The organism is Nocardia sp. NPDC051911 (genome assembly GCF_040681035.1).
In the GTDB taxonomy this organism is placed as follows: Bacteria; Actinomycetota; Actinomycetes; order Mycobacteriales; family Mycobacteriaceae; genus Nocardia; species Nocardia sichangensis.
Genome location: NZ_JBFAXY010000034.1, coordinates 72494 through 90124 on the forward strand (window position 1 = coordinate 72494; position 17631 = coordinate 90124).

Genomic DNA, 17631 nt, shown 5'->3' on the forward strand with positions numbered 1-17631 from the left:
TGCATACCCCACCGACCCCGTTCCTCGCCATCTTCGCGGGCCGAATTTTCCGGATATCGACGCGGCATGCCCGTGCGAGGATGGTTTCCGCCACAGCGCGACGGTGACAGAATGATTTGGAATATTTCTCACTATGTGGCCGGTGAGCGAGAGGAAGTCATGTCCGCATTCGACTACGACGTGGTGGTGATCGGCTCCGGCTTCGGCGGCAGCGTCAGCGCCCTGCGGCTCACCGAGAAGGGTTACCGCGTCGGGGTGCTCGAGGCAGGCCGCCGATGGAACGCCGAGGACATCCCGCGCACGAACTGGAATGTGCGCAAATCGATCTGGGCGCCGCGCCTGGGCCTCACCGGTCCGCAGCGGATCAGTCTGCTCGGCAAGTGCGCCGTGTTCTCCGGCGCCGGGGTCGGCGGCGGCTCGCTGATCTACGGGAACACGCTGTACGAGCCCCTGCCGAACTTCTACACCGACCGGCAGTGGGCGCACATCACCGACTGGCGCGCGGAACTGGCGCCGTACTACGACCAGGCCAAGCGCATGCTCGGCGTCGCGCCCAACCCGCGCACGACCCCGGCCGACGAGGTGATCCGGGAGATCGCCGAGGACCTCGGTGTGGCCGACACCTACCATCCGACCGATGTCGGCGTGTTCTTCAACGAGAGCGATCCGGGCACGGAGGTCGACGATCCCTACTTCGGCGGCGCGGGTCCCCGCCGCAACGGCTGCGTGCACTGCGCGCGCTGCTTCACCGGGTGCCCGCACAACGCCAAGAACACCACCACCACGAACTATCTCTACCTGGCCGAACAGGCCGGTGCGCAGGTTCACCCGCTGACCACGGCCACCGCCGTGCGGCCGCTGCCCGGCGGCGGATACGCCGTCGACACCGAGCGGTCCGGCCGCTGGATCCGCAAGCAGCGCAGAACCTTCACCGCCGAGCAGGTGGTGTTCGCCGGCGCCGCGCTCGGCACCCAGAAGCTGCTGCTCGAGATGCGGGACGACGGCGTGCTGCCGCACCTGTCGCCCCGGCTCGGCGAACTGACCCGGAGCAACTCCGAGGCCATCCTCAACGTGGTCAGCCGCGCCCGCCGCGACTTCGCCGAGGGCATCGCGATCACCTCATCGATCCACCCGGAGCCCGACACCCACGTCGAGGTGTGTCACTACGGCAAGGGTCAGAACGCGCTGTTCCCGATGTCGGTGCCGATCGTGGACGGCGGCGCGTTCCGCTTCCTGCGCTTCCTGCTGGCGATCCTGCTGCACCCGCTGGTGTTCCTGCGCAGCCTGAACGCACGGCACGCCTCGGAGAAGTCGGTGATCCTGCTGATCATGCAGTCGCTGGACAACTCGCTGACCTCGTTCCGCCGGCGCGGGCGGCTGCGCACCAGGCAGGGCACCGGCGAGCCGAACCCGACCTGGATCCCCCTGGCCCACGACATCGGCAGACGGTTCGGCGCCAAGGTCGACGGCGACACCCACGGGCTGATCATGGACGTGTTCGACATCCCGGCCACGGCCCACTACATCGGCGGATGCGTGATCGGCGAGAGCCCGCGCAGCGGCGTGGTCGACCCCTACCAGCGGGTCTACGGTCATCCCGGCCTGCACGTGGCGGACGGCTCGGCGGTGACCGCCAATCTCGGCGTGAACCCGTCGCTGACGATCACCGCGCAAGCCGAGCGCGCGATGGCGTTCTGGCCCAACCGCGACGAACCCGACCCGCGGCCGGAACTGGGGTCGGCCTACCGGCGGATCGCTCCGGTGCCGCCGACGCGACCGGCGGTGCCCGCCGAGGCGCCGGGCGCGCTGCGGTTGCCGATCGAGCCCGCGTCGCCCCGCACCCAGGTGAAGTGAGGCCGACACCACGCGGCATGAACGGTCGCTGGAGGCTAGCGTGATCCGTTGTGTCAGACAGTGGTATCGATCTGCGCTCCTACGTGCCCGCGGAGGAGGTGCGCGCCCGCGGACGCGCGTTGCGTGAGCGGGTTCCGGTCAGCGCAAGGGATCGGGCGGCCACCGGAGTACGGCGTCCGAGCGTGTTCGATTTCGTCGCGATGAGCAATGCGGGCAGGCTGGAGCACCTCATACCGCTGCGGATCGGGCGGATGATCGCCTCGCCGTTCACCTTCTATCGGGGCGCGGCGGGGTTGATGGCGGCCGATCTGGCAGGTGGCCCGGACAGTGGGCTCACCGCCCAGCTGTGCGGTGACGCGCACGCGGCCAACTTCGGCCTGTACGGCACCGCGCGCGGCGAGATCATCATGGACATCAATGATTTCGACGAGACTGTGCCCGGTCCGTGGGAGTGGGATCTGGAGCGCCTCGCGGCCAGCCTGGTACTGGCCGGGCGGGAGGCGGGCGCCGACGAGGACGAGTGCCGCACCGCCGCGCGCGACGCCGCCCGTTCTTACCGCCTGGCCGTGGCGGATCTGGCCGCGATGCCGTTCATGGCGTCCTGGTCCGCGCTGCCCGACGAGTCGGTGCTCGCCAGGGCCGAGGCCGACGACCTGCTCGACGACTTCAAGAAGGCGGCCAAGAAGGCGCGCAAGAACACCAGCGCCAAGGTGGTGGCCAAGTGGACCGAGCACCTCGAGGACCACCAGACCGGTATCCGCAAGCACCGCTTCGTCAGCGATCCGCCGATTCTGACCGCGGTGGACGAGCGCGTCGCGGAGGCGGTGATCGGCGGGCTGGAGCGCTATGCCGACACCTTGCCCGAGTCGCTGCGCAATCTCCTGGCCCGGTTCGCCGTGTCCGACATCGCGTTCCGGATCGTCGGGACCGGCAGCGTCGGGCTGCGCAGCTATCTCGCGCTGCTGCACGGCAACGACGGCGAGGCGCTGGTCCTGCAAGTGAAGCAGGCCGCGGCAGCGGCGCTCGCCCCGTTCCTGCCGACGGCCGCCGTACGGCACGAGGGTGAGCGAATCGTGCGAGGCGCCAGGCTTGTTCAGTCCGAGTCGGATCTCCTGCTCGGGTGGACGTCCCTCGACCCGGTCGGCGACGGCGTCGAAATGCCGTTCATCGTCCGGCAATTCCGCAATATGAAGGGCGGCATCGATCCCGCCGAGTTGCCCGCGGACGACCTCGACGACTACGGGCGGCTGGCGGGCGCGCTGCTGGCCAGGGCCCATTCCCGGTCGCTGGATCCGCGCTTGCTGTCGGGATATCTGGACGGCGACGAACGCTTCGACGACGCGGTCGCCGCGTTCGCGGTGCGTTACGCCGACCGCACCGAAGCCGACCACGCCGAACTGGCCGGGGCCGTGCGTGCGGGCCGGATCGACGCCGAGGAACCGGAGTAGCCCGGCCGCAGTGCCTCGCGCCCGACACGCCGTCCGTCGGCACGGGCGCGGCGAATCCGTTGCGGCACCTCGTATCCTGTCCACTGTCGAGTGTCGACGTGAAGGGTGGCCGCCAATGCTCGTGCGAGTCCAGAACGCCGCAGGTACCAATGCCGAGCGGGTGCTGATCGATTGGCTGCGCACCTGGAAGGACCCGGGGAGTCCGCACGGTGTCGCGACGATCACCTGCAGCTTGTTCCACAAGGATCGGCTGCACCAATTCGACGCCGTGGTCTGGACCCCGACCAGCTGCGTGGTGATCGAGGCCGATGCACTGGTCGCCCGCCAGGATGGCGTGCTGGAGGTCCCGCTCAACGGCGAGTGGACGATCAACGGCGAGCCGGTGGCGATGGAGAGCCGCGACCGCAGCACGCCGCTGGACAAATCCCGCGAGCACACTTTCGCGTTGCAGGAATGGCTGGCTGCCCGCGGCCTCGGGCAGCGGGTCGTGCACGGCGTCGCGCTGCTCGTCCCGCTGTCGGGCGCCCAGTTGCGACTCGAACAGCGGTGGGCCGATCCGAGTTTCGACGTGATCATCGGCGACGACCCGGGCCGGCTGCGGCACTACTTCGACTCGCTCGCCACGGAGGAGAAGTTCCTCTGGACGGCCAACGACGTCGCCGTCGCGTTCCGCGGTCTCGGCATCCTGCCCTACCTGCCCGCGCCGCAGGAACTGCTCAACGAGGGCTTTCTCGGCCCGATCGACATCACGCTCTGGCACGGTGGGCCCAACCAGGCGCAGGCCGAGGCCTACGCGGAGGAACTCGCGCAGGCCGAGCGGGAAGCGCAGGCGTCCGCATTCGTCATCCGGGCGCCCTGGTACAGCCCGTGGAAGCTGTATCCACGCGAGTCCGGCGACCTCGACTTCGGGCGCGCGGTGATGCGCACCGTCCTGGCCATCGGCATGATCGTCGCCTTCGTCTGGATCGTGTGGTTCGTGGTCACCGCGCTCACGGCGTACGGACCGGGCTGAGCGGCCGCCGACGGGTGCGACCGCCCGGCCGCTAGGACGACGCCGAGATCGGCTGGTCCCGCTGGAAGACGCTCGCGTCGTCGAGCATGGCCGCGCGCAGCATCCGCTCCGGCACGCCCATGGCCTCGACCAGGGTCGAAGCGTGCGGACGCAGCCGGTCGACCAGTTCGTTGACGCCGCGGCGCACCGTCTTCGCCCGGTCCACCGACATGAACCGGTGCATGATGTACCAGGCCTGGTTCTCCTCGATGGTGGAGTAGACGAACAGGTCGCACATCCAGTCGGCGAGTTCACGCGCGGCCGGGTCCTCGATGTCGGAGATCCCCTCGATGAACGCCTCCAGCACCAGCCGGTCGATGTGCGCCGAGCCCGCTGCCAGGATGTGGTCTTGGGCATTGTTGAACGCCTCGAACGGGCCGGTCTCCTCGGCCCTGGCGCGCAGCCGGTGCGCCGCGGTGCGGACCAGGTAGTCCTCACGGTCGGCGAACAATTGCAGTTGCACCGCCCGGCGGGACAGATCGCCCTCATCGATGGAATCGTCGCCGCGGTCACGGAGGGTCTGGATCAGCTGGCGCACGCCCGAACGCTTGCGCACCACGTCACCGGCCATGGTCGCGGCGAAGCGCACCCAGCCCAGGGCGTCCAGGTCGCGCACCTCGTCGGCGTAGGCGGTGAGCAGTTCCTTGGCCACCAACTGGGTGAGCACCACGTTGTCACCTTCGAAGGTGGTGAACACGTCGGTGTCGGCCTTCAAGGTCACCAGCCGATTCTCCGTGAGATAACCCGCGCCGCCGCACGCTTCGCGGCACTCCTGGATGGCGCGGGTGGCGTGGTTGGTCTGCGCGACCTTGAGGCCTGCCGCGCGCTTCTCCAGTGCGCGCTGTGCGCCCGGCTCGAGATTCTGGCCGGTCTGCACCAGGTGCATCCGCCGCACCAGGTCGTTCTGCGCGAACGCGAGCGCATACGACTTCGCGACCAGCGGCAGCAGACGGCGCTGGTGGCTGCGGTAGTCCAGCAGCACGGTTTCCACCCCGGTGTCCGGGTCGGAGAACTGGCGGCGCAGCAGCGCGTAGCGCACCGCGATGCTCAAGGCGACGCGCGCGCCCGCCGCCGCGGCGCCGCCGACGCTCACCCGGCCGCGCACCAGGGTGCCGAGCGTGGTGAAGAACCGGCGGCTGGGGTTGTCGATTTCGGAGCTGTAGGTGCCGTCGGGGGCGACGTCGGCGTAGCGGTTGAGCAGGTTCTCCCGGGGCACGCGCACGTGATCGAAGACGATGCGCCCGTTGTCCACGCCGGGCAGGCCGCCCTTGAGGCCGTCGTCATAAGTGGTCACGCCGGGCAGGTCGGCGCCGTTCTCGTCGCGGATGGGCACCAGCAGGCAATGCACGCCCTTGTTCTCGCCCTGCGTGATCAGCTGCGCGAAGACCGCGGCCATCCTGGCGTGTTCGGCCGCGCCCCCGATGTAGTCCTTGCGCGCCGACGGCGTCGGCGAGTGCACCACGAACTCTTGGGTCTGCGGGTCGTAGGTCGCCGTGGTCTCCAGGTTCGCGACGTCGCTGCCGTGCCCGGACTCGGTCATCGCGAAGCAGCCGAGCAGATCCAGCGAGATCAAGCGCTCGATGAACTCCCGGTGCCGTTCGGTGCCGAGATTCTCCACGGCGCCGCCGAAAAGACCCCACTGCACGCCCGATTTCACCCACAACGACAGATCCGCGTACGCGAGCATCTCCAGGCCGACCACCGCCGCGCCCGGCTCACTGGTACCGCCGTTCTCCCGGCGGAAGCCGCGCTCGGCGAACCCCATCGTGGAGATCGCCTTCATCTGCTCGAGCACACGCGCCCGGGCTGCCTTGTAGTCCTGGTAGGGATCGGCGGTGAACTCCTCGCCGGACAGCAGGGTCCTGGCTTCGTCCCGGACGGCCGCCCAAGGGCCGTCGAGTGCCGCGCGTAGGTGGTCCGCCGTCGTTGCCGTGCCGCTAGTCATGTCTCGACGATAGCCCGGTACACGGGCGGCAAACCGTGATGCGCGACAAGTCGGCGACAGGTCTTGCTAGACCGTTGAACAACTGTTTAATATACTGAACATGTGTTTAACCAACAGCCCGTTCCGCAAGGATCCGCCGACGATCTGAGCACCGCGGCGCGCATTCGCGATACCGCGATCGAGGTGTTCGGCGAACACGGATTCCAGGTCGGAGTCCGCAAGATCGCCGCCGCCGCCGGCGTCTCCCCCGGCCTGGTCAACCATCACTTCGGGTCCAAGGACGGCCTGCGCGCCGCCTGCGACGACCGGGTGCTGCAGTTGATCCGCGACGAGAAGGTCAAGGCGATCACCGCGTCGTCGATGAAGGCGGGCATGCTCGACGCCCTGGCCGAGATCGAGTCGTACGCGCCGCTGGTCGCCTACATGGTGCGTAGCCTGCAGGCAGGCGGACCGATGGCGGAATCACTGTTCGAGCACATGGCCGCAGATGCCGAGGGATACCTCGAGAAGGCGGTCGAGGCGGGCAGGATCAAACCCAGCCGCGACCCGGCGGCGCGCGCCCGATACCTGATGATGCTGAACGTCGGCGCGACCATGCTGTACATGCAGATGCGCCAGCACCGCGACGAGACGATCGACTATCGCAAAGCGATTCGCGAACTCAGCGAAGAACTCACCCCACCGGCCCTGGAGTTCTACACCCAAGGGCTGCTCACCGATCCCACGATCTTGGACACATTCACCAAGGAGAAGTGATGTCCGACATCATCGAAGTCCGCGATCTGCGCAAGACTTTCGGTCACGTCACCGCGCTCGACGGCCTCGACCTCACCGTCACCGAGGGCGAGATCCACGGCTTTCTCGGCCCCAACGGCGCGGGCAAGTCCACCACCATCCGGGTACTGCTCGGCATCCTGCGCGCCACCGGCGGGCAGGCTCGACTGTTCGGCCGCGACCCGTGGGCCGACGCGGTCGCATTGCACCGCGAATTGGCTTATGTGCCAGGCGATGTCACGTTGTGGCCGTCGCTGTCGGGCGGGGAGACCATCGATCTGCTCTCCCGGATGCGGGGCGGTCTCGACGAGAAGCGGCGCGATGAGCTGATCGAGCGCTTCGATCTCGACCCTCGCAAGAAGGCGCGCACCTATTCCAAGGGCAACCGCCAAAAGGTCTCGCTGGTCGCCGCGCTGGCCTCCGACGCGCCGCTGCTGCTGCTCGACGAGCCGACCTCGGGGCTGGACCCGCTGATGGAGCAGGTCTTCCGGGAGTGTGTGCACGAGGCGCGAGAGCGCGGCGCGACCGTCCTGTTGTCCAGCCACATCCTGTCCGAGGTCGAAGCGCTCTGCGACCGGGTCACCATCATCCGCGCCGGGCGCACGGTGGAGAGCGGGTCGCTGTCGGATCTGCGCCACCTGTCGCGCACGTCGATCACCGCCGAATTGACCGGCGACGCGGGCGATCTGAGCCGCATCCCGGGCGTGGAGGATATCGAACTCGATAACCACACGCTGCGCTGCCAGGTCGACAACGAGCACCTCGGCGAGCTCATCCGGGTGCTCGGCGACGCGGGCGTGCGCAGCCTGACCAGCACGCCGCCCACGCTCGAGGAGCTGTTCCTGCGGCATTACCACGTCGACGGCCACGGCGCCGACTCCGGCGCGGCCACCGGGGAGAAGGTGCGAGCATGACCACCGCCATCGCCGGCCGCGCCACGGCGGCGCGGGCATTCGGCGTGTCCGGCGACTTCGCGGGCACCGGGCGATTGCTGCGGCTGTACCTGCGGCGCGACCGGATCGTGCTGCCGCTGTGGACGCTGCTCATCGGCCTGATGCCCGCGTTCCAGGTCGCCAGCATCAAGGGTCTGTACGACGACCAAGCGTCCCTGGACAGTTTCGCGCGGACCACGGCCGACAGTCCCGCGCTGATCGCCATGTACGGCCCGGTGTTCAGCTCCGCGCTCGGGTCGATCGGCACCTGGAAAGCAGGCGCCATGTACACCATGATCGCCATCGCCACGGTGCTCACGGTGATCCGGCACACCCGGGTCGAGGAGGAGACCGGCCGCGCGGAACTGGTGGGCGCCACCAGCATCGGACGCTACGCCGGTCTCACCGCCACCCTGCTCATGACCTATTCGGGAGCGTTGCTCGCCGGGATCGTGTGCGCCCTGTCGCTCTACGGCACCGACCTGCCCGGCGCGGGATCGATGGCCTTCGGCGCCGCCCTGGCCGCGTCCGGCATCGTCTGGGCGGCCGTCGCGGCGGTCGCCGCCCAGGTCAGCGCCGGTGCGCGGGTGGCGCGCGGCGTGGCCTTCGGCGCACTCGGCGCGGCGTTCGCGCTACGGGCGGTCGGTGACGCCGGAAACGGTGTGCTGTCGTGGTTGTCGCCGATCGGCTGGTCGCTGCAGATCCGCCCGTACGCCGGGGAACGCTGGTGGGTGTTGCTGCTCTTCGCCGCTCTCGCGGTGCTGGGCACCGGCGTCGCGTACGCGTTGCTCGGCAACCGCGACGTCGGTTCCGGGCTCATCGCCGAGCGTCCGGGGCCGTCCACGGCGGCGGCGATCCTGTCCGGTCCGTTCGGGCTGGCCTGGCGGTTGCAGCGCGGCACCCTGCTGGCGTGGACGGTGGGCTTCGCGCTCTACGGCCTGCTGATCGGCGGCGCGGTGAACAGCGTCGGCGACATGCTCGACGGCAGCGCGTCCATCCGGGACATGGTCACCCGGATGGGCGGCTCACAGCAGCTGCAGCAGTCCTTCATCACCTACGCGATCACGATGCTCGCCGCGGCCGCGTCCGCCTACTCGATCTCCGCAGCCCTGCGGTTGCACGACGAGGAGACCAGCGCCCGGGTCGAGGCCACCCTGTCCGGCGCCGTCGGCCGCGTCCGCTACGCGTTGAGTCACATCGGCTTCGCGCTGCTCGGCCCCGCCGCCGCATTGCTGGTCTCGGGCGTGGCGATCGGCATCGTCTACGGCGCGGCGGACGGCGACCTCGGGACGAAACTTTCCCAATCGCTGGCCGCCGCCGCCGTGCAGGTGCCCGCGGTGTGGGTCGTCACGGGCATCGCGGTCGCGCTCTACGGTCTCGCACCGCGGTTCGCACCGGTCGCGTGGGGCGTGCTCAGCGCCATGGTGGTGATCTTCTTCGTCGGCTCGCTCGACGGCCTGCCGCACTGGATGCTCGATCTCGTGCCGTTCGTCCACCCGCCGAAGGTGCCCGGCGCCGAATTCCAGGCGCAGCCGCTGCTGTGGCTGCTCGCGACCGCCGTGGCGCTGCTCGCCGTCGGCATCACCGCCTTCCGCAGCCGCGACCTGCGCTGACGGCGTTCTCCGTGGCCCGCGCGAACCCGTTCGCGCGGGCCACTTCTCGTCAGCGGGTCGTTCGGCTCGCCGTCTGCCTGAGGCGGCGCTCGCTGCGCCCGGCGCGTGGGCACAGCCCGGCCGCACCGAACGGCCGACAGGATATTTGCCGTGACCGACGGTGGGTCGCCGAACGTGGCCGCGCCGCTCCCTGGCGGTGGCCGCTACACCGGCGCCGACGCCGTGCTGCCGACGAAAGACGCGCGCCGCCGGTGCCGATCCGGCTGGGCCTGACGGTCGTCAGCGACAGGAGGGCGGGCCGGTCTACGAGGATGGCGTTTGCGGACGGTGTCTTCGGCGCGCGCACCACCCCGCACCGGCGGCCGTCGCCGACGCGGGCGCGGAGCCGGGACGACGATGGCTGCTGGTCGCGGCGGGCGCTATCGTCGTGGCCGGTGCCCTGGTGAGCCCTTGTTGTGATCCGCGGACGCGGTTGGTCACGCCGCGCGTGTCACCCGGCGTGCTCGATTCCCAGTTTTCCCGCCAGGCGCGTGAGGTAGGCCCGGACGTCCTCCGCGGAACGGTCGGGCAGTCCGAAAACGGCTTCGGTGACCCCGGATTCGGCCCAGCGCGCCAGCTGCTGCGCGTCGTGCCGCCCGGCGAGCGCGATGACCTCAGGATTGTCGGCACGCCCCTGCTCGCGCCAGATCCGGCGCAGCACCGCGATCTTGGGGTCCAGGTCGTCCTCGGTGGGCGTGGTGATCCATCCGTCGGCGTACTTCGCCAGCCAGGTGAAGTTCTTCTCGGTACCCGCCGCGCCGAGCAGGACCGGAATGCGCTTCTGCACCGGCTTCGGCCAAGACCAGCTGGCGCCGAAGGTGACGAACTCGCCGTCGAAGCCGGCTTCCTCTTCGGTCCACAGCACGCGCATGGCCTCCAGATGCTCCCGCAGCACCGTTCTGCGTTTGCCCGCGGGCACGCCGTGGTGGGCCAGTTCGTCGGTGTTCCAGCCGAATCCGACGCCGAGGCTGACCCGGCCGCCGGACAGGTGATCCAGCGAGGCGATGGTCTTGGCCAGCGTGATCGGATGGTGTTCGGCGGGCAGCGCCACCGCGGTGGACAAGCCGATGCGCTCGGTCACGGACGCGGCGGTGCCGAGCGCGACCCACGGGTCAAGAGTCCGCAGATAACGGTCGTCGGGCAGGCTCGCATCGCCGGTGCGGGGGTGCGCCGCGGCCCGGACCACCGGAATGTGCGTGTGCTCGGGCACATAGAACGTGTCGAATCCGGCACGCTCGGCGGCCAGCGCCGCATCCGCGGGGGTGATGCCCCGATCGCTGGTGAACAACACGATTCCGTACCGCACCGTACGCGCTCCCATCGCTGAAATTAGAACAAGTTCTACCACGAACCGACGGTCCGACCAAGGGGTGATCGCGACCGGCGCGCCCGCCGCGACCCGCACGGATGCCGAGAAGACATCGGATGACTAGGTTCGCCTCCATGAGTCCTGAGGCAACTTCCGTAGGCGATGTCACCACCGGACGGGTGGATCACCTCGGCTGGCGTCGCGGGCTTCGCCTGCGGCGGGCCCGGCCGATTCCGGTCGTCACCCAGGCCGTCGGCATGCTGGTCGCGGACCGGCAGGCGACCGCGGACACCATCGTCACCGCGCCCACGCCGTTGCAGCCGATCGACCTCACCGACGACGCCAGGGTCGCCGAAGTCCTCGACCTCGCGGTCCGGGTCGGCGAAGTGGTGCTGGCCTCCGGCACCGGCGTGGTGGACACCACCACGACGGTGCGGTTCATCGCCGCCACCTACGGGCTGTCCCGGTGCAGCATCGACGTCACCTACGACGCCATCCGCATCTGGGCCGACCGCGGCGCCGCGCTGCCACCGGCCAGCACGATGCGGATCGTGCACTACCGCGCCCTCGATTTCACCCGGCTCGCCGCCGTCGACCGGCTGACCCGCCGTATCCGCCACGAAGTGGTCCCTCCGGTTCAGGCCCGCGCCGCACTCGACGCGATCACCTCGGCGCCGCACCCGTACCACCGCTGGACCGCCACCGCGGCGTGGTCGCTGATGGCGGCGGCGATCGCCGCGTTGCTCGGCGGCGGCGCCCTCGTGGCCGCGGTCAGTTTCGCGACCACCGCGGCGATCGACCGCACCAATCGCGTCCTCAATCGCTACGGGCTGCCGTTCTTCTTCCAGCACATGGTGGGCGGCGCCATCGCGGCGATCCCGGCCATCGTGCTGGCGAGCCTCGCCGCGCGCTTGCGGATCGACGTCGACCCGACCCTGATCATCGCGGCCGGTATCACCGTGTTGCTGAGCGGATTGCAACTGGTCGGCTCGGTGCAGGACGCGATCACCGGCGCGCCCATCACGGCCACTGCCCGCATGCTCGAGGTGATGATGATGACCGGCGGCATCATCGCGGGTATCGCGCTCACCCTGCGCATCGCGGATCTCGTCGACGCCACCGTGCCCCCGGTGTACCTGACCTCCACCCGCGACATCACCGACCTGCCGGTGAAGATCGCGGCCGGTGCGGTGGCGGCCCTGGCGTTCGCGCTCGCCTGTTACGCCGAACGCCGGGCGCTGGCCGCGGCCGCGGGTAGCGGCGCCGCGGGCATCATCTGCTTCCTGCTCATCCAGGAGGCGGGTTTCGGCCCGGTGATCTCCTCCGGCGTCGCCGCGACGCTGGTCGGCCTGGCCGGTGGCCTGATGGCCCGCCGCGCGCTGACCCCGCCACTGGTCGTCGCCGTCGCGGGCATCACTCCGCTGCTTCCCGGCCTCAAGGTCTACCGCGGCCTCTACGCCCTGCTCAACGACGAACTGCTGATCGGAGGCAACCAGCTGCTCGCGGCCGTCGGCATCGGCTGCGCGCTGGCGGCGGGCGTGACTCTCGGCGAATGGTGCGACCGCACCGTGCGCAGGCCGCGGATACTGCGCCGGTTCGGCTCGCTGCGCCGCCCGATCGTCCGGCGCCGCCGCCGATCGACGCCCGCGCACTGAGCCGCGAGGTGCATGCGCGCGCAACTTCCGACCGGTAATCTCTTATCGAACTGGTCAGGGCCCGCGATTCGGTGGCGGCCCCGCTGTGAGGTGAGGTGGTCCGGACATGTCGGAGGCAGTACCGTTCTCGGCGCAGATCCGCACCGCCACCGCGCAACAGCATGCGGAGGCGGAGAACTCCCGCTTCATGAGCGACATGCTCGGCGGATCGCTCGGCGTCGACTCGTATCACCGCTACACCGGCCAGCTCTGGTTCATCTACCGCGCGCTCGAACAGCGGTGGGCGGCGCTGGCCGACGACCCGGTGGCCGGGCCGTTCATCCGGCCCGAGCTGGCCCGCACCGCCGAACTCGAGCGCGACCTCACACATCTGCTCGGCTCCGGCTGGCGAACCGGCTTGGAGCCGCTGCCCGCCACCGCCGCCTACGCCGAACGCATCGACGAGTGCGCGCGCGACTGGCCCGCCGGGTACATCGCCCACCACTACACCCGCTACCTCGGCGACCTGTCCGGCGGACAGGTCATCCGCGGCACCGCGGAGAAGCTGTGGGACCTACCGCATCGCGGCGACGGCGTCCGCTTCTACGTCTTCGACGGAGTCGGCAATCCCGCCGCGTTCAAGCGGGAATACCGCGCCCTGCTCGACCGGCTGCCGCTCGACGACCTGGAGCGCCGCCGCGTGCTCGACGAGGGCAGGCGCGCCTTCGCGATGAACACCGCGGTCTTCGAGGAACTCGCCGAGGAATTCCCGGCCGCGCAGTAGCGGGATCGGGCGCGGCGCATCGCCGTGCGGCAGGCGGCATTTCGGCTGTCGTGCGCGAACGTCGCCGACGTGGGACAGTCGTGATATGAGAGCGCGTCGCCGCATCGCCGTGGTTCTTGCCGGTCTTGTCGGTGTCGGTCTGGTGGGGGGTTGCGGCACGACGTCCGACCCCGGCGCCGGTCCCGGCTCCTCGACGGCGGCCGGGATCGTGCCGTTGATCTCGACGAACGACCTGCGTGCGGCGCAACCGGACGAGGTGCACCTGTTCGGCTTCAACGATCTGCACGGCAATCTGCAGCCGCCGAGCGGGTCCAACGGCAGGATCGCGCAATACGACGCGGGCGGAGCCGCGTATCTCGCCACTCATCTCGCCCGGCTGAAGGCCGCCTATCCGTCCAGCGCGGTGGTGGCGGCCGGGGACAACATCGGGGCCAGCCCGCTGATCTCCAGCCTGTTCCACGACGAGCCGACGATCGACTTCCTCGACAACGTGGGAGTGGCCGCGTCCGCGGTCGGCAACCACGAATTCGACGACGGCGTGCTGGAATTGGCGCGCTTGCAACAAGGCGGATGTGCCTTCGACGGATGTTCTCCCGGCGCTCCCTTCACCGGCGCGAAATTTCCCTATCTCGCGGCGAACGTCATCGATGCGCAGGGCAACCCACCGCCCGCGCTGCGCCCGTGGACCATGCTGGAGGTGGGCGGCCATCGGATCGGCGTAGTCGGCACGGTCACGCCCGAAACCGCGAGCATCGTTCTGCCCGAAGGCATCCGGGGCTTCCACTTCGGCGACGAAGCCGCCGCGATCAATCGCTATGTGCCGGAGTTGAAGGCGGCGGGCGCCGAAGCGATCGTGGCGCTGGTGCACGACGGCGGTTCCCAGCGGCCGGAGCGGAACGCGGCCCTGGACTACAACGGCTGTGCGAACGTCACCCCGAACGTGACGGGACTGGCCGAGCGGATCGACCCCGCGGTCCGGGCGGTGTTCACCGCCCACAGCCACCAGCCCTACGTGTGCACCATCGGCGGCAAGGTGATCACCCAGGCCGCCTCGTACGGGCGGCTCGTCACCGACGTCACGCTGCGTTTCGGCGGCGACGGCGTGCAGGCCTCGGCGGTCAACCGCGTGGTGACCCGCGAGGTGACACCCGACGCTCAGACGACCGCGCTGATCGATTTCTACACCGAGCAGTCCCGGCCGCGCGCGGGCCGCGTCGTCGGCGCGGCCGCGAACGCCCTCCCACACGACCCGCGACCGGCGGGCACCTCGCCCCTGGGCGACGTGATCGCCGATTCCATGCTGTCGGCCACGGCGGGTCCGGCCGCCGCCGTCGCCGCCTTCATGAACCCCGGTGGCGTGCGCGCCGATCTGAAGCAGGGGCCGGTCACTTATGGCGACCTCTACACCGTCCAACCGTTCGGCAACCAGGTCGTCACGCTCACGCTGACCGGCAGCCAGATCCTGCGCCTGCTGGAACAGCAGTGGAACAACACCGGCAAATCGACCATTCTGTCTCCGGCGGGAATCAGCTACGCCTATTCCGACACCGCCCCCACAGGCGCGAAGGTGATCGCCGACAGCGTCCGTATCGCAGGTCAGCCACTGAATCCCGTCGCGACGTATCGCATCACGACCAACAACTTCCTGGCTTCGGGAGGCGACGGATTCACCGTCTTCACCGAGGGAGCCGATACCGCGGTGGGCCCGACCGACTTGGACGCCTTCGAGACGTTCCTGCGCGACAAGCCTCCGCTGCAGACGCCACCCGCCCGCGTCGAGAAGAAGTAGCGAGACCGGACGCTGCCCAGTTGCTGGACACTCGACCAGAACTCGGGTAACTGGAAATCTTTGTAACACATACCGTTTGACCTGCGCCGACGGTGACCAGTCCCACAGGGTGAACGGGTCATGATCGCTTGCCGGGGCCGCACGCGGTCGATTACTGTTGAGTAATAAGTCAGGACGAAGGTGTTCCTACTTTCGGCCCGACGTCTGTCGCTGGGGGCCGAATCGACGCTGTCCGCATCCATTGCCGCATGCCGGATGAATTGTGCGACAACAAGGTTCGACTGAACAGCAGGAGAGTGCGATGGCCACTTACATCGTGACGGGCGGGACCGGTTTCCTGGGCAGGCGGGTTGTGCAAGACCTGCTGGACAACGACGCCGAGGCGATCGTCCACGTACTGGTGCGTGAGACGTCACTGGGCAAGTTCACCGACATCGCGGCGGGCTGGCGCGGCGCCGAGCGGGTCTACGCGCTGATCGGCGATCTCACCGCCGAAGGGCTCGGTTTGGCGTGCGAAGCGCCACGGGCCGACCACATCGTTCATCTGGGCGCGGTCTACGACATGACGGCCGACGAGGACACCGCGCACGCGGCGAACGTCACCGGCACGCGCTCGGTGCTGGCCCTGGCTCGCGAGCTGGGCGCGGTGCTGCACCACGTGTCTTCTGTGGCGGTGGCGGGCGACCACAAGGGCAAGTTCTTCGAGGAGGACTTCGACCTCGGACAGCAGCTGACCTCGCCGTATCACCGCACCAAGTTCGCCGCCGAGAAACTCGTCCGCCAGGCGCGCGGCGTGCGCTGGCGGGTCTATCGGCCCGCGATCGTCGTGGGCGATTCCCGCACCGGCGAGATGGACAAGATCGACGGCCCCTACTACTTCTTCGGCGCGATCGCGCGGCTGGCCACGCTACCGTCCGATCTGCCGTTGCCGCTGCCCGATCTCGGCGCCACGAATATCGTTCCGGTCGACTACGTCTCGGCCGCCATGAGCGAACTGATCCGTCGCCCCGGCCTGGACGGACGCACCTTCCACCTGGTCAACCCCGAGCCGCAGCCCTTCGGGGAGGTGTATCGCGCGCTCGCCGCCGCGGCGGGCGCCCCGACCGGCGTGGGAACGGTGCCGGGCAGCGGTTTGGCGCTCAGCGGACTCGCGCACATCCCCGGCGTCACCACCGTGCGCGATTTCCTGCTCGAGCAGGTGGGCATCCCGGCCGAAGTCGCTCCGCACACCTCGTTCTCCGCGGAATTCATCAGCGATTCGACCCGCGCCCAGCTGCGCGGCTCCGGTCTGACCGTCCCGTCGTTCGACAGCTACGCCGAGCGGTTGTGGCAGTACTGGCGCGACCACCTCGACCCGCAGCGCGGCCGCGTGTCGGTCACCGGTGACCCGCTCGCCGGGCGGGTCGTGCTCATCACCGGAGCGTCCTCCGGTATCGGACTGGCCACCGCGCACGCCGTCGCCCGGCGCGGCGCAACGGTCCTCATGGTCGCCCGCGGTCACGACGACCTGGCGGCCGCCGCCGAGGCGGTGCGCGCGGAGGGCGGTGTCGCGCATACCTACCCGTGCGACATCACCGACTCCGAAGCGGTCGAGAAGCTCGTGCAGTGCGTCCTCGACGACCACGGCCACGTCGACTACCTGGTGAACAACGCGGGCCGTTCGATCCGCCGCTCCGTGCTCAACTCCACCGACCGGATGCACGATTTCGAGCGCACCATGGCGGTGAACTACTTCGGCGCCGTGCGGCTCATCCTGGGACTGCTGCCGTCGATGCGAGCGCGCCGCTTCGGGCACGTGGTCAACATCTCCTCGATCGCGGTGCAGACCAAGGTCCCCCGGTTCGCCGCCTACGTGGCGAGCAAGTCGGCGCTGGACAACTTCAGCGACATCGCGGCGGTGGAGAACCGGGATGCCGGTATCACGTTCACCTCGGTGCGGATGCCGCTGGTGCGGACCCCGATGATCGCCCCGACCGACCTGTACCGCTCGCTTCCGGTGCCGGATCCGGATCAGGCCGCGGCGATCGTGGTGCGCGCGCTCGAGGACCGGCCGCATCGCATCGACACGCCCGTCGGCACCTTCGCCCAGGCGGTCGAGTTGCTGATGCCGTCGGTGAAGCGTCAGATCATGCACCAGGGCTTCCGGCTGTTCGGGGAGTCCCGCGCGGCGCGGGGCGGCTCGGACCGCCGTCCGGCCGATCCGTCGCCCGCTGCCGAAGCGCCTGGCGGCGCGCTGTCCGCGCTGGCGCCGGTGATCATGCCGCTCATGGCGCTGCCCTCCCCCGCGGCGCGCGTCGCGCGCGTGGTTCCGGGCTTGCAGTGGTGACTGTGCAGGACTGAGGGGTGGGACCGACCTCGGGTCGGTGCTCGGTGACCGTCTTCTCCTGGGTCAGTGCGAGCGCGATCGGCTCCCTGGCGTTCTCGAACCGCGATTTCGCGGCATCGATGCCGGAAATATC

13 protein-coding genes and 1 pseudogene are annotated in these 17631 nt (G+C 69.5%); 11 read left to right on the top strand and 3 right to left on the bottom strand.

The features are described from left to right. The first annotated feature begins 159 nt into the window (after positions 1-159). The 3 genes from AB0L97_RS31505 (at position 160) to AB0L97_RS31515 (ending at position 4314) form a co-directional block, all read left to right on the top strand. On the top strand, positions 160-1854 hold the full coding sequence (locus AB0L97_RS31505; RefSeq protein WP_364436671.1) for a GMC family oxidoreductase: 1695 nt from the start codon (positions 160-162) through the stop codon (positions 1852-1854). A gap of 50 nt (positions 1855-1904) precedes the next feature. After that, positions 1905-3302, top strand: coding sequence for a DUF2252 domain-containing protein (locus tag AB0L97_RS31510; protein ID WP_364436674.1), 1398 nt, complete (start codon positions 1905-1907; stop codon positions 3300-3302). Positions 3303-3417: 115 nt separating this feature from the next. Continuing rightward, the gene (locus tag AB0L97_RS31515) at positions 3418-4314 is read left to right on the top strand and encodes a nuclease-related domain-containing protein (RefSeq protein WP_364436677.1); all 897 of its coding nucleotides are present in this window, start codon (positions 3418-3420) and stop codon (positions 4312-4314) included. A 31-nt stretch (positions 4315-4345) separates the two neighbouring features. Here AB0L97_RS31515 and AB0L97_RS31520 read toward each other — a convergent pair whose 3' ends face one another. Beyond that, positions 4346-6298 carry an acyl-CoA dehydrogenase gene (locus AB0L97_RS31520; RefSeq protein ID WP_364436680.1) on the bottom strand — a complete coding sequence of 651 codons (1953 nt, stop codon included), beginning with the start codon at positions 6296-6298 and terminating at the stop codon, positions 4346-4348. A 102-nt stretch (positions 6299-6400) separates the two neighbouring features. Here AB0L97_RS31520 and AB0L97_RS31525 point away from each other — a divergent pair, with 102 nt between their 5' ends. The 4 genes from AB0L97_RS31525 (at position 6401) to AB0L97_RS31540 (ending at position 9890) form a co-directional block, all read left to right on the top strand. Next, positions 6401-7054 (top strand): TetR family transcriptional regulator, encoded by a 654-nt coding sequence (locus tag AB0L97_RS31525; protein ID WP_355078506.1) that lies wholly within the window; start codon positions 6401-6403, stop codon positions 7052-7054. Continuing rightward, positions 7054-7986, top strand: a complete 933-nt coding sequence (locus AB0L97_RS31530) for an ABC transporter ATP-binding protein (RefSeq protein WP_364436684.1) — start codon at positions 7054-7056, stop codon at positions 7984-7986. Before AB0L97_RS31525 ends, AB0L97_RS31530 begins: the two co-directional genes overlap by 1 nt. Beyond that, positions 7983-9617, top strand: a complete 1635-nt coding sequence (locus tag AB0L97_RS31535) for an ABC transporter permease (protein ID WP_364436687.1) — start codon at positions 7983-7985, stop codon at positions 9615-9617. The genes AB0L97_RS31530 and AB0L97_RS31535 overlap by 4 nt, the downstream gene beginning before the upstream one ends. A 150-nt stretch (positions 9618-9767) precedes the next feature. Further along, positions 9768-9890, top strand: coding sequence for a hypothetical protein (locus AB0L97_RS31540; protein ID WP_364436691.1), 123 nt, complete (start codon positions 9768-9770; stop codon positions 9888-9890). A gap of 217 nt (positions 9891-10107) precedes the next feature. Here the strand turns inward: AB0L97_RS31540 and AB0L97_RS31545 are convergent, their stop codons facing one another. Continuing rightward, positions 10108-10962, bottom strand: coding sequence for an LLM class F420-dependent oxidoreductase (locus tag AB0L97_RS31545; RefSeq protein WP_364436713.1), 855 nt, complete (start codon positions 10960-10962; stop codon positions 10108-10110). Positions 10963-11222: 260 nt separating this feature from the next. On the opposite strand from AB0L97_RS31545, the gene AB0L97_RS31550 reads away from it, so the two are divergent. From AB0L97_RS31550 to AB0L97_RS31565, 4 genes are all read left to right on the top strand, one after another. Next, positions 11223-12620: a threonine/serine exporter family protein gene (locus AB0L97_RS31550; RefSeq protein WP_364436716.1), complete on the top strand. Its 1398-nt coding sequence runs from the start codon at positions 11223-11225 to the stop codon at positions 12618-12620. A 106-nt stretch (positions 12621-12726) separates the two neighbouring features. Continuing rightward, a complete protein-coding gene (locus AB0L97_RS31555; protein ID WP_355078510.1) occupies positions 12727-13383 on the top strand; it encodes a biliverdin-producing heme oxygenase in 657 nt (218 codons plus the stop codon). A gap of 85 nt (positions 13384-13468) precedes the next feature. Then, positions 13469-15172 carry a bifunctional metallophosphatase/5'-nucleotidase gene (locus tag AB0L97_RS31560; RefSeq protein WP_364436695.1) on the top strand — a complete coding sequence of 568 codons (1704 nt, stop codon included), beginning with the start codon at positions 13469-13471 and terminating at the stop codon, positions 15170-15172. Positions 15173-15473: 301 nt separating this feature from the next. Next, positions 15474-17498 carry an SDR family oxidoreductase gene (locus tag AB0L97_RS31565; RefSeq protein WP_355078512.1) on the top strand — a complete coding sequence of 675 codons (2025 nt, stop codon included), beginning with the start codon at positions 15474-15476 and terminating at the stop codon, positions 17496-17498. 40 nt (positions 17499-17538) lie between these two features. On the opposite strand, the pseudogene AB0L97_RS31570 reads toward AB0L97_RS31565, so the two are convergent. Then, positions 17539-17631: pseudogene (locus AB0L97_RS31570) on the bottom strand (ferritin); the annotation flags it as partial.